Here is a 16,319-nt window from a genome sequence, read left to right on the forward strand (position 1 = left end):
CCGGGCGGCTATCGCCGCCGCAGACTAAATGCCGCTTTCGAATTCCAGCGCCTGCCGGGCTTCGTAGCGCTCCAGCGCCAGCTCGATCAAGCGATCCAGCAACACCTCATAAGCTACTCCGGTTTCGCGCCACAGGAGCGGATACATGCTAAACGGCGTGAAGCCCGGCATGGTGTTCACTTCGTTAATCCAAATTTTGTGATCTGACTTCCGCACAAAAAAATCAGCCCGGCACAGCCCGCTGCCGGCAATCGCTTTAAACGCCTTAACCGCCAGTTCCCGGATGCGATCAGCCAACTCGGTATCGATCGGCGCAGGAATCAGCATTTGCGATTTTCCATCCAAATATTTGGCTTGATAATCGTAATATTCGCTGGAGGAGACGATTTCTCCGGGTACAGAGGCCAGCGGCTCATCGTTGCCAAGCACCCCAACCTCCACTTCGCGAGCATCGACAAACTCCTCGACGATCACTTTCAGATCATAACGGAAGGCCAGCGCCACGGAGGACAGCAGCTCTTCACGGTTGCGCGCTTTGGAGATCCCTACGCTGGAGCCAAGATTGGCTGGTTTGACAAAGCACGGATAACCCAGCTTCTCCTCGATGCTCTGGATCAGCGTATGGCTTGAACGCTCCCATTCAGATGCAGTGAAATAGCAGTACGCACATTGCTCAAGTCCGGCTTCGGCGAACAACTTCTTCATGATGACCTTATCCATCCCGGCCGCGGAAGCCAGCACGCCCGCTCCAACGTAAGGCAGATCTGCCATTTCGAACAGCCCTTGAATCGTGCCGTCTTCACCGTTGGTGCCGTGCAGCAGCGGGAACACGACGTCAATTTCCGATTGGCCCGTCGAAAGCTTGCTGAACAACAGCCCCATCGCAGCAGCCGTATCGCCTTTGCTCTCTTCCAGCTTCAGCTCTTCCAGTGCAGCAAACGGCGCGTGCAGCTTCTCGCCTACCTTCCATTTGCCCTGCTTATCAATATAAAAAGGAAGCAACTCGTACTTGTCAAAATTAAACGCCTTAGATACGGCGAAGGCCGTCTGCAGCGAAACCTCATGCTCTCCTGATTTACCCCCGTAGATAAGGCCTACGGTTATTCTGTCCTGTCCCATGAGCAACCTCTTTCCTTCATATTAGGTAATTCAATGAACCTTCACTGAATTCATCTCTAGAAGCGGTCCGCGATATGATAAAAACGATACACTGTCTTTTCGGTCCAGGCATAGGAATCCCGGTAATCCCAATAACGGTGCTTGCTTGGTGTCGTATGGGCGTTAACCAGCGGCATGCCGCCAGCGTCGAACGCGGTCACGATCGTATTGTGTTGAAACATGCCGTTGCCGTCCCAGTCATAGGCGATTACATCGCCCAGCTGGAGTTGCTCCGGACGCTCGAGCTGTTCGGCGCGAAGTCCGGTTCGGCTCTGGCCGAGATAGCGCGCTAACGCATTGGCCACTGACCAGCTGTAGCTCCACAGCTCCCGTCCACCGACATAACCTTTGTACCACCAGCCCGATTCTCTTTTTCCAGTATAGTTTATTGGGGCTCCGCCTGCAAAGAGGCACTGGGAGATATAGTTCGTGCAATCCACCTCAAACGCGGCGAATTCAGGATTAAAGCTGTCCCACCACCGATCCGCGTATAACACGGCTTCCTCACGACGGTATGCGATGCTGCGTGAGCCTCCTCCCCCGAGAACCTCATAGTTCAAAAAAGGCCGCGGCACAGCTCCCTTCCGCCCCGCCGCTTCTGCTTCATTATGATCAGGGAGCACCATCACCGGATGCCGCTCAGGCACCGGCTGTTCCACCTTGCTCACGATCCAGCCGGAACCGTCGCGCGCCAAGGTGAGGCGCTGCTTTTCGATTCGCTCCTCCTGATGGCGGGCTCCGCCTTTTTCATAGTAGATTTTGCGGGACAACTGCAGATCGACCTCAATCTCGCCCTCACGCTTCTCGATCTCACGCACCAGCTTGGCTCGGGTCTCGCAGCGCAGCGGCGAGGCGCCCCGCAGACGATACCAGCTCTCCAGTCTGCGCTTCCGCTCTCCCCGCCGCATGAGATAATCCACATCGGTTACGACCGTGCCCCCGCTAGGCGTGCGATAGTCCACTTCGTCCTGGTTCTGTTCGTTTACATAAACCGATAACGTCTTCTTCCATTCCTCCGCCATACGTCCACGCCTCCTTTTCACTATTAGCCATTATATGAATGCCTGGGAGGGAGTATGTTCTGCACCTCGCCGCGCTAGGCTTGAAAGCCTATTCAACCGCACCGCTAAAGCCCAAACGAGCCAGAATCAGGTACAAAAAGTACTTTACTCCCCACGGCAGGAAAGGTATACTTAAGTCAGGAATTTTTGAAATAATGTTTCATCTAGTGAAACTACGAATCAAGGAGGTTCATTCATGTCAGCGAACGATTTTTTCTCCGCTGCCCGCACGTTGGAGGTCGGCGGCAAGAGCTACCGTTACTATGACCTGCAGGCTCTTGAACAGCAAGGTCTGGGCAAGATTTCCAGACTTCCGTTCTCCATTAAAGTATTGCTTGAAGCCGCTGTCCGCCAATATGACGGAAGAGCGATCACCCAAGAACACGTGAAGCAAATCGCCGGTTGGAGCGAGGGCCGCGATGAGAATAAAGAGATTCCTTTTATCCCCGCTCGTATTGTGTTGCAAGATTTCACCGGTGTACCGGTTGTCGTTGACCTCGCTGCGATGCGCGACACCGTGAAGAAAGCCGGCGGAGATCCAAAACAGATCAACCCGCTTGTGCCGGTTGACCTCGTCATCGACCACTCGGTCATGGTCGACGCATTTGGTTCTCCAGATGCGCTCGAGTACAACATGAAGGTAGAGTTCGAGCGCAATGAAGAACGTTATCGCTTCCTGCGCTGGGCGCAAACCGCTTTCAATAACTTCCGCGCCGTACCTCCGGCTACCGGGATCGTTCACCAGGTTAACCTGGAGTATCTGGCATCTGTAGCCGCTACGAAGAACGTAAACGGCGAAACGTTTGTTTATCCAGATTCCCTCGTAGGTACCGACTCCCATACGACGATGATCAACGGTCTTGGCGTCGTTGGCTGGGGCGTTGGCGGGATCGAGGCCGAAGCGGGTATGCTGGGGCAACCGCTCTATTTTGTCGCTCCAGAGGTTATCGGGTTTAAACTCACGGGAAGTCTGGCTGAGGGCGCTACGGCAACCGACTTGGCACTGACCGTTACGCAAATGCTGCGGAAGAAAGGCGTTGTCGGCAAATTCGTAGAATTCTACGGTCCAGGCCTGACCAACATCAGCCTTGCCGATCGCGCAACCGTGGCAAACATGGCCCCGGAATACGGTGCAACGATTGGTTACTTCCCGGTAGACAAGGAAACGCTCGCTTATCTGCGCAGCACCGGCCGCTCCGAAGAGCAAATTGCGCTGGTTGAAGCTTATTACAAAGCCCAAGGCATGTTCCGCACGGACGATACCCCGGATCCGGTATTTACCGATCTGATCGAGCTGGATCTTGGCTCCGTTGTCCCAAGCTTGGCTGGACCGAAGCGTCCGCAGGACCGCATCGAGCTGACCGCCATGAAAGAGAGCTTCAACTCGATCATCCGCACGCCGGTTGAGAAAGGCGGTTACGGCCTGACTGAAGAGAAGATCGAACAGAGCGTACCGGTGAAGCATCCGGACGGTTCGACGAGCGAACTGAAGACCGGTGCTGTCGTGATCGCGGCGATTACGAGCTGTACGAATACCTCCAATCCAAGCGTTATGGTCGGCGCCGGCCTGCTGGCGAAGAAAGCCGTTGAACGCGGTCTGACCAAGCCGGGTTATGTGAAGAGCAGCTTGACGCCGGGCTCCCTCGTGGTAACGGAGTATCTGCAAAAAGCCGGCTTAATCGAGCCGCTCGAAGCGCTGGGCTTCCACGTTGCCGGTTACGGATGCGCAACCTGTATCGGGAACTCCGGTCCGTTGCCGGACGAAGTCAGCGCGGCGATCGCCGATAACGATCTGACCGTTGCGGCCGTGCTCTCGGGGAACCGGAACTTTGAAGGCCGCGTCCATGCGCAAGTGAAGGCGAACTACCTGGCTTCTCCGCCGTTGGTCGTTGCTTATGCGCTCGCAGGTACGGTAAATATCGACCTGCAGAACGATCCGATCGGCTACGACCGCGACAATCAACCGGTTTACCTGAAGGACATCTGGCCTACTTCCCAAGAAATTAAGGAAGCGATCGGTCAATCGATGAGTCCGGAAATGTTCCGCAGCAAATACGAGAATGTCTTCACGCAGAATGAACGTTGGAATTCCATCCCGGTTCCACAAGGCGAGCTGTACGAATGGGATGAGAAATCGACGTATATCCAAAATCCACCGTTCTTCGAGAAGATTGGCGAAGGCTTGTCCGACATCGCGGACATTCGCGGCGCACGCGTGTTGGCTCTGCTCGGCGATTCGGTAACGACTGACCATATCTCACCAGCAGGTAACATTTCACCAAGCAGCCCGGCCGGCAAATATTTGACCGAGCATGGCGTTGAACGCAAGGACTTCAACTCCTACGGGTCCCGCCGCGGTAACCATGAGGTGATGATGCGCGGTACGTTCGCGAACATCCGCATCCGCAACCAAGTGGCACCGGGGACAGAAGGCGGCGTAACGAAATACCTGCCAACAGACGAAGTGATGTCGATCTACGACGCTTCGATGAAATATCAAGCCGAAGGCAAAAACCTCGTCGTGATTGCCGGCAAAGAATACGGTACCGGAAGCTCCCGTGACTGGGCAGCGAAAGGCACGTACCTGTTGGGCGTTAAAGCGGTTATCGCAGAGAGCTTCGAACGCATCCATCGCAGCAACCTGGTGGGCATGGGCGTTCTGCCGCTGCAATTTAAGGAAGGTTTAAGCTGGAAAACGCTTGGCATCGACGGCACCGAAACGTTTGATATCGAAGGCCTGAGCAATGACGTGAAGCCGGGCCAAGAATTAACGGTAACGGCAACCCGTCAGGACGGCAGCACGTTCCAGTTCAACGTGATTGCCCGCCTCGACAGCATGGTCGATGTGGATTACTATCACAACGGCGGTATCCTGCAAACCGTGTTGCGTCAGATGATCGCAGCAAACGCGTAAATCAACATGAAAAAGAGTTCCCTTCAGTTGCCGTGAAGGGAACTCTTTTTTTTCTTATCGCCATGCCTCTAGATTGCAAATGTAGTAATCCGATTTCGACACGATCCCAAAGCCTGTTCTGCGGTAGAGCTCCAGCGCATTGCGATTTTCCGTAATGACGCTTAAGCGAATCCGCGTTCGTCCTTCCGAAAGCAGCAGTCGCACGGTTTGCATCAGTATGTCCCGTCCATACCCGCGCCCTTGGATGTCCGGCGACACGCAAAAATCATGGATCACCGCCGTATCGCTCCCCAGAAGCTTCACCCGGATCATACCGACCCGCTCCGCCCCGTCAAAGCCAATGTACGCATGCCGATTAGGCTCCCGGGTATTCCCGAAATAGCGAAGCGTCCACTCCTCCGAATCGCCAAAGGCTTGAGTGGAGCAGCGTACCATAAAACCGAAATCCTCCAGCGTTTCCGGGCGGATCACGAGGTTCGGATTTCTGAGCTCCTCACGATGTAATGCTTGAAACTCCATTGCGTACTGCGATTTGTCGAACTTGGCGCTAAGATGCTCCATGGTATGTTGACCGGCATCCGAATCCGCCGGAACTTTAAATCGACAGGATTGAATCCCCTGCTCGCGCATATCCTTTGCCGCCGCCTCCAGCAAAGCTCGAAATACTCCTTGGCGACGCCGCTTAGGATGCACCATCGCGCTGATGTTCGCCTCGATCCCATCTACGGAATACCAGCTGAAGTATCCGATCAAGCGCCCCTCGGTCTGATAAAGATAGACGCGGTCGCTGCTATCTGCTGTCAAATTGTCTAAGCCAATGCGAAGATCAGTTCCATCTGTCTCACGGCAAATCTGCTCCAACTCGCGGATCGGATCGAGAGCTTCAGGAGAGAAGTTCGTTAATTGAGTAAGTAAATAATCCGCCACCTCTAACTCCCCCATTCATGGTAAGGATAATCTAATCATGATTTCATATCCCCGTCAATTCATGTACTCCTCCTACTTTACATCATATAAACTATCTGTTATATTTAATGTATAACAGTTAGAACAAAAAGGAGATGCCTGTCCGTGATCATTCAGTTGGATTTACAATCGGACGTCCCGATTTACACACAACTGGTCAATCAAATTATCGAAGGAATTGCCAGCGGACGGCTTCAACTGGGCGAACCGTTGCCGTCCGTACGCAGCTTGGCTTCCGATATCGGCGTTAACCTGCACACGGTCAACAAAGCCTACACGATTCTGAAGCAGGAAGGTTATATCCAAGTCCACCGCCAAAAGGGCGTTGTCGTCGATCCGGTGGCCATGCCGCCGATTACGCCGGAATTCCGCGAGAAGCAGCGGCGCGAGCTGCGTCCCATCGTGGCCGAAGCGATCTGCCGCGGGATGGAGAAGGAAGAATTGCTTCGGATCGTAGAGGAAATCCATCAAGAGATTTCTCGAAAGGAGTAGAACGATATGCACCTGCTATCTACGTTTCTCTTATTGTTGATATTTTTGCCCTTGCTGGTGTTCTTAGCCTTGATGCCTTATTTGACTCGGGAGACGGTCAGCTTTGGCGTATCCGTGAGCGAGGAGCAATACTGGAGCGAACCGGTGCGGCGGCTGCGCAGGCTGTACGCCTCCATCAGCGCAACTATCTACTCGCTCCTGCTGATTGCCTGCTTCGTCAGCCTGTGGAACATGGATGGCAATGAGCAGGGCGTCCTGTTTGCCATTTATCTCGGGGCTGTCCTTGTAATCTCCACGGGACTTTATCTAACGTTTTACTTCCGGATGAAGAAACTCCGCCCGTCCCTGCCCGCTGCTCCGTCCTCTCCTGCCGTGATTGCGGTGGACACCGGGTTTCGCCGCCAAAGGCTGACGTTATCGGGCAAGTGGTTCCTGATCCACGCTGTCATCATTGTCGTAAGCGCAGCTCTGACTCTAAGCCAATATGCGTCTATCCCTGATACGGTGGCGATGAAGTTTGATTTTTCGGGTCAAGTGGTCAGCAGTGCAGCCAAATCCTACCGCGTCGTACTGTTTCCTAACGTGATGCAGGTCATCTTAACGTTACTGTTCTGGTTTGTGAATTGGTCGATCCATCACAGCAAGCAACAGCTCCAAGCCTCCGATCCAGAGCGCTCGCTCCGTCAAAATGCCGCGTTCCGCCGGAGATGGTCCGTCTTTACGGTAGCCTCGTCCTTGGCGTTGATCCTGATGTTTTCGTTCATTCAAGTCAACATGATTCGTCCCATGGATAACGGCGTCATCATGCTGGTGAGCCTGGCTGTCCCTGTATTGATTGTGTTGTTTGCTATAGTACTGAGCTTTACGACGGGTCAAGGCGGCAGCCGGATTGGGCGCGGGCGTATCCTCGGCCATGGAGGTACCGCTCCGGTTCAGGATGACCGTTACTGGAAGCTGGGCGCCATTTATTTTAATCCGCAGGACCCCACTCTATTTGTGGAGAAAAGAACGGGAATCGGCTGGACGATGAACTTCGCAAATCCGATATCGTGGCTTACCCTGCTGGGCATTCTGGTCGTTATCTTCTGGTCTGCCTGGCTGGCGAAATAGGCGAAATAAATGGTACTTATTTGAATCATTAAGGAGGAATTTGAAATGACGAAGCGATCCCAACTGTTCAAGCATGCCACCGCTGCTGCACTCACCTTAAGTCTGGCACTTCCGCCGGTATCCGCAATGGCTTCTCAGCAAAGCGCCACCGCACTCATCCCTGTACGGGAGGCAGCCGAGGGGTTTGGCGCGCAAGTGGATTGGGTGCCTAGCAGCCACAGCATCATCATCACCAAGGACGGCCATAAGCTGGAGCTGACCCTTGGTTCGTCAGAAGCGTTGGTGGATGGCAAACGTGTTGTTTTGGAAGCGCCTGTACGCATCACACAAGGCCGAGCGCTGGTGGATGCCAAATGGCTGACCGGGGTGTTTGGGAAAAATGAAACCGCCGATGCGGGAGTGACGGACACCGCCGACTTGTTCCTGAACGCGTTGCTTGCCGGGAACGGTACCGAAGCGGCGAAATATGTAAGCGCCTCTGCTTCGGCTTACCTTCCGGCTCCCCTGCTGAATCAGCTCTGGGCCAATTATGAAACCCTGTTCGGTAAAGCGGTTGGCACACCAACCAAGAACGTATCGATCAATTCCGTCCACCGCAACGTGACGTACGTCTTTCAGACAAGTGCCGTTCCTGTGAACTTAACGCTGCGGCTGAATGCCGCTGGTGAAATCGACGATATGTATATCGCCGCTGCAGCCGAATCGGCCTACCAGAAGCCGGCCTACGAAGACCCCTCCGCTTATACCGAGCGGGAAGTCACCGTTGGGGAAGGCGCCATGGCCTTACCGGGCACCCTAACGCTGCCTGCGGGCAAAGGTCCGTTCCCAGCTGTCGTGCTGGTGCACGGCTCCGGAACTAACGACCGGGATGAGACGATTGGCGGCGGCAAGCCATTCCGTGACCTGGCGGTGGGCCTGGCTGCGCAAGGCATCGCCGTCCTGCGGTACGACAAAGTGACCTATGAGCATACCTTCAAAGTCGCCGCCGATCCAAAGTTTACGCTGAAAAAAGAGACGGTTGACGATGCCCTGAAAGCGGTGGCGTTATTGAAACAGACACCGGAAATCGATGCCTCGCGCATCTTCGTTGCGGGCCACAGCCAAGGCGGTTATGCGATGCCGCTGATCATCGCAGGCGATACCAGCGGCGACATCGCCGGGACGATTCTGCTGTCCGGGCCAAGCGGCAAGTTCGCCGATCTGTTGGCGGAGCAGCAAGCCGGGCTCGTCAGCCGCGTCAAGCAGCTGGGGTTGGACTCAGCACCGTATGAGCAGCAAGCTGCGGTGTATACGTCCATCGCTGCGATGGTTAACGACCCGCAGTATACGGTAGATCATATGCCGGAGCAATTCCCGGCCCAACCGGCTTACTGGTGGTTCGAGCAGAAGAATTACGTGCCGACCGAGCTCGCCAAACAGCAATCCGTTCCGATGCTGATCCTGCAAGGCGAGAACGATTGGCAAGTGACGATGAAGCAATTTGAAGGCTGGAAAACCGCCCTGCAAAACCGCAACGACGTCACGTTTAAGTCTTACCCGCAGGTCAACCACCTGCTGGCTAAGGTGGATGGCCTTTCGATCGGCGCCGAATACGCCCAGCCGTCCAACGTCTCCAAGGAGATCATCGACGATATCGCCGCTTGGGTTCTGGGAATCAAATAAGGCACGTGATGCTTGCTGACTGCCACGGCGTCTAGTGAGCTCACCAATAAGGCCATAATAAAAACGCCTGCGCAAGGGTCCCTCCCTGCGCAGGCGTTTTTGCCGTGCACTGCATGCTGATCCGCGGCTGCCGCCAGGCGCGCCTACATCAGCATGCCCATCTCCCGGGCCGCCTCCACCAGGATCGGCCCGTACTCCTCCAGCCGCTGCAGCGTCAAGCGGCTGACCGGCCCCGACACGGACAGGGCGGCGGCAAGCTTCCCTGTCCGGTCAAAAATCGGCGCGGACACCGCCGACGCCCCGGGCTCCCGCTCCTCGTAGCTGGTGGCATATCCGATCTTGCGGATATCCTCCAGCTGCGCCACATAGGCCGCCTTATCGATCGTCGGCGGCCAGTCCGGGCTGTCCAGCACCGCCTGGAGCACTTCGTCGCCCGAGTAGGCGACAAGCACCTTGCTGGACGCGCCCACATACAGCGGCAGCCGCGCCCCGACCGGCGCCACCCGGCGGATGGCCTGGTTGCTCTGCACCGCCTGAATCCGTATCCGCTCGATGCCGTCACGTAAATAGAGGCTGACCGTCTCGCCAAGGCGGTCGCGCAGCCGCTCCATCTGCGGCAGCAGCAGCACCGCGGGATCGTCGCTGTGGGACATATGGGTCGACAGCTCCCAAATCTTCAAGCCGAGTCGATACTTCTCCGTAGCAGGATCGCGGATTACATAACCCCGATCCTCCAATGTGGTCAACAAGCGATGGACCGTGCTTTTATGGAGGCCAATTTCGGCAGCGATCTCCGTCAGCCCCAAATCGCTTGCTTTGGTGAAGCATCCCAGTATATCCAACGCCCGCTCGACTGCGCGCACTGTCAGCTTCCGGTCTTCCATCCGGCATCCTCCTTAGGTTTCACCATATGAAACTCGGTTACATAAATTATATGAAAGAAGCGAATTTCCGTCAATGAAACACCTTCCATTGACATTCACTGGGGATCGACTTACGATTAAATTCAGGAGAATCGTGTTATTTCGACATTTTCTTCGATTCCCCAACATTAAAAGCGTTTTCTAATATGGTAAACAGTCCAAAATTTAATCATATCATCTAGTAATGGGAGGGGAAGCGTATGAGCCACACCGGTCGAAATGATCTTCCCTTGCCTCCTTCGGCGTACGTTTCCGGCGATGTTCCCACGGCGACTGCTCGGCGAATTAGCATCAAAAACATTATTATTGCCCTCTTACTATCCGTGCTGTTCTTCTTCTTCTTCTGCTTCATCTCGCTGCACGGCTATATCGCCTGGGTGCTCTCTAACCCCAAAGTAGCGCCGCTTTATTCCAATCCGAAGCTGTCTATTAACTTGGATTACCAGAACATCACCTTCCCTGCGGCTGACGGGAGCCGAATGATGCAAGGATGGTATATTCCAGCGGAACATTCCGACAGAACGATCGTATTCAGCCATGGGTACGGGGCCAACCGAGAAGAGTATTGGATTCCGATGTATGATCTGGCCAATTTTGCCCATCGTCTGAATTTTAATGTCCTGATGTTTGATTACGGCTTTGCCGCACAAAACAGCAAGGAGGTCGCCACCGGCGGCAAAAAGGAAGCCCAACAGCTGCTCGGAGCGATTCAGGTGGCCAAACAATTGGGAAGCCAAGAGATCATCGTCTGGGGTTTCTCCATGGGAGCCGGTACCGCGCTGCAAGCTGGTCTCAAAAACCCGGATATCGACGGCATGATCCTCGACAGTACGTTCCTGTTGGAGCCGGATACGATGTACCACAACATCCGCCAGCATATCGATCTGCCGCGCCATCCGTCGCTGGAGATTATCGGCATGCTGCTTCCAGTGCTCAACGGTACCAGCCTGCGGCAAATTCCATATAGCCAGGTCAAATCGGAGGATTATCCTTTTCCGATCCTGTTTATCCACGGTACAGAGGATGAGAAAGCGCCTTACCCGATCGCCGAGAAACTCGCGGAGAACCAAACGAACCCCACTTCCGGCGTATGGATTGTAGACGGTGCGCATCATGAGTTGATTTTTCGCGAGCATCCTAAGGAGTATCTGCGCAAGGTGTCGCTGTTCCTGGGCCAGATCAAGCTCGCATCGCAAAAAACGAATATTCAAACCGGGTCCGTATCCGAATAGCATAATCCAACCCTCCTCACCAATAAGTTAGTAGTAATGTATTTCTTATCCCCGAGGAGGTAGGCCGAATGTTGTTCGTATACGGGCCTTTTTTGCCTGTACGCATATTAGAGGAAATCCGTTTCTGGAAGCAGCAAGAAGCCGAGCATACGGAAGTGATTCAGGCGATCGTTCCCAGCCTGGAAGCCGATTACGTGAAGCTGCTGGAGGAATGGAAGCCGATTTTTGAAAGGACGGAGGCCGCCGCTGACAAGCTGCTGCAATACGCCTTGGCCACGCCCCATGCCGCTACGAGTCATGAGGTCATCCGCCAGACGGAACGGCTTCTGCGGGCCTCATGTCAGCAGTCGCAGGAATTTATCCGGCACCTAGAATACATGTTGAAGCACAGCGCAGCCGTGAAATCGGTGCCGTTGGCGCCCGTGGTGCTGCTGCACATCATCCGGGAATCAGCGTATTTCCTTGAGGTGCTTGAGCGGCTAAATCGGCCGGGAGAAATCGCCGGCAGCATGGCCGCAGCGCCACCGTATCCCGATCCTTATCACGCGGCTGGAGCGCAGCCATTCTATCGTGAAGAAGAGGCTCAGGAGCTGGCGGCCCCCCCCACGTCTGAGCATCCGGAACTGACGGACGATGCATCCCCTGCCATCACCGATGAGTTGAACAGATTCGAAACCTCTGAGGTGGCAAACCCGCCCGAAGAGCCAGATGGCATAGAAACAGCCGACATCTCCGAAGCCAGCCTTGAAGTGGAAGCTGAGCAAGAACATAAACAGGAAGAACAGGAACAGGATGAACTCAGCCTTCGCCAAGAACCAAGCGCTGATGACAACACGGAAACGACCACGGCGCGCGTACCGGAACGTTCTGTCCCGATTGGCGGACATACCCTCCCCCCGCTGCCTTATCCTTACAATGCGCTGGAACCCTATATAGATGAACAAACGATGCGCATTCATCACGACAAGCATCATAAAACGTATGTGGACGATTTGAACAAAGCGGAGCTTAAGCTGCAGGACGCACGGAAATCCGGCAATTTTGATTTAGTGAAGCATTGGGAGCGGGAGCTTGCCTTTAACGGCGCGGGGCATTATCTGCATACGATTTTCTGGGACATTATGAATCCGAAGGGCGGCGGCAAACCGCAAGGCGAGCTGCTGGAGCAGATCAAACGCGATTTTGGCAGCTACGACGCGTTCCACAAGCAGTTCTCTGAAGCCGCAGCCAAAGTCGAAGGCGGCGGCTGGGCCATCCTGGTGTGGAGCCCGCGCGCTCACCGGCTGGAAATTCTCACAGCAGAGAAGCATCAGAACCTGTCGCAATGGGACGTCATTCCACTGCTTCCGCTGGACGTTTGGGAGCATGCCTATTACCTGAAGCATCAAAACGCACGCGCCAACTACATCAAAGATTGGTGGAACGTCGTCTATTGGCCCGCCGTTACCAAACGCTACGAAGCCGCGAAAAAACTAAAATGGCAGCCGTTTTAATCGGCTGCCATTTGGCGCTAAAAGACCTCTGGTTCCCGAGGCTTATCCTCGAAACCAAAGGTCTTTAATAAAGACTATTCCTTTATGAGCGAAAGGAACTCCGCCCGGGAAGCCGCATCCTTACGGAAGCTTCCGCGTACGGCCGAGGTCACGGTTTTGCTGCCGGGCTTCTTGACGCCGCGGGAGCACATGCACAGATGCTCGCCCTCCACGACAACCATGACGCCTTTGGGCTGCAGCACTTCTTCCATGATGTCGGCAATTTGCGAAGTAATCCGCTCCTGCACCTGCAGGCGTCGGGTTACTGCTTCTACCAAACGGGCCAGCTTGCTGAGCCCGGCGATTCGACCGCTTGGAATATATCCGATATGGGCTTTGCCGAAGAAAGGCGCCATATGATGCTCGCATTGACTGTAATAGACGATGTCCTTTACAATGACAAGCTCTTCATGGTTTTCTTCGAAGGTAACTCCCAGCACATCCCGAGGATCGACTTCATACCCGGCAAAAATCTCTTCATACATCCGCGTCACCCGGGCCGGTGTTTCGATCAGCCCTTCGCGTTCCACGTCTTCCCCGATCAGCTTCAGGATTTCCCGAACATGATATTCGATTTGCTCCCGATGATCGCCTACCTGTGTATTAACGTAATCTTTCAATCCGGACATCTTCAGCGCCCCTCCTTTCATAGAGTATGGCGAAACGTTACTTTATTTTCTCTTCTTCGTCGGCCGTCCCGCCCCCGGCAATGGGCCACCTTGATTCTTCATCATCTGCTGCGCGCGCTGCATTTGCTTGCTGTTCAGGTTATACCCCATTTGCTTCGCCATTTTTTGCAGCATTTGCGGGTCGTTTTGCATTTTCGTTAACTGTCTGCGGAGATAAAAGACCCCGATCACAAAACCGCCAACCAGACCGACGATTAAAGTAATAATTGGAATAACGATATCCATGTTTCAGCCACCCCTGAATAATAATCGTGTTACCTTAGCTTGTAAGGCTTGCACACTCCAAATATCATAGCATCCAGCCTCACGTGATTCAAGGATTCACGCCAAAACTGCCTCAATAAACAACGTTGTCTCTGTGGCGAGGTCAATCTCACTCACGTCCAGCTCATCGCCGGTTCCGCGTACGATCCGAATCACCGGTCGGCCTGGTAATCCCCGGTGCTGTCGGACCACCACGCCGGTCTCCTTCGTCCCAAGACGAACCGAAGTCCCGTTCGGGTACACGGAGATAATGCGCATAAACTCCACCAGCACCTCGTGATCCAACTCCTGTTCCGAGCAGGCCATCAAATGCTCGCAAGCCTCATGCGGCAGCAAGACCCGCCCGTCCTTGCTTGCACCGCTGACCAAATTATCGTACATGTTCGCAACAGCGACGATGCGTGGAAACAGATGAATTTCATCCCCGGATATCCCCCGCGGGATTCCTTTGCCGTCCGGCCGTTCATGATGTTGCAGTGCCGTATGGGCAATCAACAGATTAAATTCGCGTTTGTGGCGAAGCAGTTCATAGCCTCTCCAGGTGTGATGGTGCTTCGGGTCCTTGGCGTTGGCGCCTTCCGGCAACGGCACGGATTTGCCGATATCGTGCAGCAGCGCGCCAATCGCCAAATCCTTGAGCTGGGAGTACCCGAGCCCCAAGTTCAGTCCAATCATCGAGGCGATCAAGCTGACGTTCACCGCATGGATATAAGCGGCATTGTCCGCTGTCCGAATGTCGGTGAGCTGTAACAGAACCTCTTTGTTATTCAACACGTCGGTTAACAGGAAATCCACGCTGGCGTTGATTTTGCGTGTGCTCCAATCCTTGCCGGAACGAATCGCCTGCAGCGTCTCGGACATTTCCCGGAACATCGCCTGCTTGGTCGCCTCGCTGAGCACATCTTCGATTTCGATATCATCGAAGTCCGGATCTTTAATGTATAGCATGGTCACACCGATCCGCTTAAGCGTGTTAATCATAAAAACCGTAAGCTGAACCCCTGCCGACAATAACACGGTGCCGTTGGCGGAATACACCGTTTTACCTAAATATTGCCCCGGTTCGATATCCTCGATACTGATGAAACGCATATTTTATGTTATCCCCCTTGCTGGATATCAGTCCCCGTTGGAAGCCTGCAGCTTCTGCTTGGCTGTCTGAAGCCGAACCCGCACTTCTTCCTCCTGCTCGGCGTCAAGCGCCCGGTCGATCGCTTCCTCGGCCTCCTTGCCGCCGATTCGGCTCAGCGCCCAAGCTGCAGTTCCTCTTAGCTCTGGCCGCGGGTCATGAAGCAGTATATCTATTAATTTCGGCACGGACGCCGAATCTTTGAAGTTGCCCAGCGCGATGACCGCGTTGCGTTGGATCGGTTTTTTGCCCCGCCAAGCTGCAGCGCTGTCACCAAAACGTTCTTTAAACTCACGGTTACTTAAGTCCAGCAAGGGGAGTAACAGCGGCTTAACCGTTTCGGGATCAGGGGCCAACTCCGGCCGATGATTCCAGAACTTGCCTTTATTTTTCGGGCAGACAATCTGGCAAGTATCACAACCATAAAGGCGGTTGCCCATCTTCACCATAAATTCCTCGTCCAGAAAGCCTTTCTTTTGCGTCAAAAAAGAAATGCACCGCTGTGCGTTCAACTCCCCGGGACCCACTAACGCTCCCGTCGGGCACGCGTCGATGCATTTGGTGCACTCACCGCAATCCTCCTCGACCGGGGTGTCGGGAGGAAACGGAATATTGGTGATCAGCTCGCCGAGGTAAATCCACGAGCCCCACTTGGGGGAGATGATCGCGCAGTTTTTCCCCTTAAAGCCGATCCCTGCACGATCCGCCACCGCCCGGTCCACCAGGGCGCCGGTGTCGACCATGCTCTCGATCCGCGCTTCGGGGACGCGCTCGCGGATGAAGGCTTCCAGCTTCGCCATCGCCTCGCGAAGCACCTGATGGTAGTCCCGCCCCCATGCGGAGCGGGCTAGGATGCCTCGCCGCTCGCCGGGCGATGACTTCGGGGGATTCTCCATCTTCGACGGATAGGCGACCGCGATGGATATTAATGAAGCCGGCTCCGTAAGCGATAATTCCGGATACACCCGCTTGTCCAGATCCGGCTCCTCAAAGCCAGATTCATAGCCTTTATCCCGCCGGTCCTGCAAAATCGCCTTCAGCGACAAGAACGGATCCGCGCTGGCAAAGCCGATATCGTCGATCCCCAGCTCCGTTGAGGCCTCCTGTATCTCCCGCTTCAGCTGCGCCCAGCGGTTGCCTCCTTCCGGTAAACGCGTTGCGCCGGTTTCCGCCATAGACATATGTCT

At 54.7% G+C, this 16,319-nt stretch carries 14 protein-coding genes; 6 read left to right on the top strand and 8 right to left on the bottom strand.

Annotated elements, in window-relative coordinates:
* Window positions 1-24: 24 nt before the first annotated feature.
* Together C812_RS15185 and C812_RS15190 are read right to left on the bottom strand one after the other, a co-directional pair.
* The gene (locus tag C812_RS15185) at window positions 25-1,119 is read right to left on the bottom strand and encodes a D-alanine--D-alanine ligase (RefSeq protein WP_016313534.1); all 1,095 of its coding nucleotides are present in this window, start codon (window positions 1,117-1,119) and stop codon (window positions 25-27) included.
* Between the two features lie 56 nt (window positions 1,120-1,175).
* Window positions 1,176-2,180, bottom strand: coding sequence for an amidase domain-containing protein (locus C812_RS15190; protein WP_016313535.1), 1,005 nt, complete (start codon window positions 2,178-2,180; stop codon window positions 1,176-1,178).
* Window positions 2,181-2,415: 235 nt separating this feature from the next.
* Here C812_RS15190 and acnA point away from each other — a divergent pair, with 235 nt between their 5' ends.
* Window positions 2,416-5,133, top strand: a complete 2,718-nt coding sequence (gene acnA / locus C812_RS15195) for an aconitate hydratase AcnA (RefSeq protein WP_016313536.1) — start codon at window positions 2,416-2,418, stop codon at window positions 5,131-5,133.
* A 54-nt stretch (window positions 5,134-5,187) separates the two neighbouring features.
* On the opposite strand, the gene C812_RS21590 is transcribed toward acnA, so the two are convergent.
* A complete protein-coding gene (locus C812_RS21590) occupies window positions 5,188-6,060 on the bottom strand; it encodes a GNAT family N-acetyltransferase (protein ID WP_016313537.1) in 873 nt (290 codons plus the stop codon).
* A 144-nt stretch (window positions 6,061-6,204) separates the two neighbouring features.
* Between C812_RS21590 and C812_RS15205 the strand changes: the two genes are divergently transcribed.
* Genes C812_RS15205 through C812_RS15215 form a run of 3 tightly spaced genes read left to right on the top strand, consistent with a single transcriptional unit; the run spans window position 6,205 to window position 9,363 of the window.
* A complete protein-coding gene (locus C812_RS15205; protein WP_016313538.1) occupies window positions 6,205-6,591 on the top strand; it encodes a GntR family transcriptional regulator in 387 nt (128 codons plus the stop codon).
* A 6-nt stretch (window positions 6,592-6,597) separates the two neighbouring features.
* Window positions 6,598-7,701, top strand: a complete 1,104-nt coding sequence (locus C812_RS15210; protein ID WP_016313539.1) for a DUF1648 domain-containing protein — start codon at window positions 6,598-6,600, stop codon at window positions 7,699-7,701.
* A 45-nt stretch (window positions 7,702-7,746) separates the two neighbouring features.
* Entirely contained in the window at window positions 7,747-9,363 is a 1,617-nt protein-coding gene (locus tag C812_RS15215) for an alpha/beta hydrolase family protein (protein ID WP_016313540.1), read from the top strand.
* 143 nt (window positions 9,364-9,506) lie between these two features.
* Here the strand turns inward: C812_RS15215 and C812_RS15220 are convergent, their stop codons facing one another.
* Window positions 9,507-10,247, bottom strand: coding sequence for an IclR family transcriptional regulator (locus tag C812_RS15220; RefSeq protein WP_016313541.1), 741 nt, complete (start codon window positions 10,245-10,247; stop codon window positions 9,507-9,509).
* Window positions 10,248-10,486: 239 nt separating this feature from the next.
* Here C812_RS15220 and C812_RS15225 point away from each other — a divergent pair, with 239 nt between their 5' ends.
* Both C812_RS15225 and C812_RS15230 read left to right on the top strand, forming a co-directional pair.
* A complete protein-coding gene (locus tag C812_RS15225; protein WP_016313542.1) occupies window positions 10,487-11,518 on the top strand; it encodes an alpha/beta hydrolase in 1,032 nt (343 codons plus the stop codon).
* A gap of 68 nt (window positions 11,519-11,586) precedes the next feature.
* Window positions 11,587-13,011 carry a Fe-Mn family superoxide dismutase gene (locus C812_RS15230; protein WP_016313543.1) on the top strand — a complete coding sequence of 475 codons (1,425 nt, stop codon included), beginning with the start codon at window positions 11,587-11,589 and terminating at the stop codon, window positions 13,009-13,011.
* Window positions 13,012-13,085: 74 nt separating this feature from the next.
* Here C812_RS15230 and folE read toward each other — a convergent pair whose 3' ends face one another.
* The 4 genes from folE to queG form a co-directional block, all read right to left on the bottom strand.
* Window positions 13,086-13,679, bottom strand: coding sequence for a GTP cyclohydrolase I FolE (gene folE / locus C812_RS15235; RefSeq protein ID WP_016313544.1), 594 nt, complete (start codon window positions 13,677-13,679; stop codon window positions 13,086-13,088).
* 42 nt (window positions 13,680-13,721) lie between these two features.
* Window positions 13,722-13,964, bottom strand: a complete 243-nt coding sequence (locus tag C812_RS15240; RefSeq protein ID WP_016313545.1) for a YneF family protein — start codon at window positions 13,962-13,964, stop codon at window positions 13,722-13,724.
* 96 nt (window positions 13,965-14,060) lie between these two features.
* The gene (locus tag C812_RS15245) at window positions 14,061-15,095 is read right to left on the bottom strand and encodes an HD-GYP domain-containing protein (protein WP_016313546.1); all 1,035 of its coding nucleotides are present in this window, start codon (window positions 15,093-15,095) and stop codon (window positions 14,061-14,063) included.
* Window positions 15,096-15,122: 27 nt separating this feature from the next.
* Window positions 15,123-16,313 carry a tRNA epoxyqueuosine(34) reductase QueG gene (gene queG / locus C812_RS15250; RefSeq protein ID WP_016313547.1) on the bottom strand — a complete coding sequence of 397 codons (1,191 nt, stop codon included), beginning with the start codon at window positions 16,311-16,313 and terminating at the stop codon, window positions 15,123-15,125.
* Window positions 16,314-16,319 lie beyond the last annotated feature (6 nt).

Source organism: Paenibacillus barengoltzii G22 (assembly GCF_000403375.2).
Lineage (GTDB): Bacteria > Bacillota > Bacilli > Paenibacillales > Paenibacillaceae > Fontibacillus > Fontibacillus barengoltzii.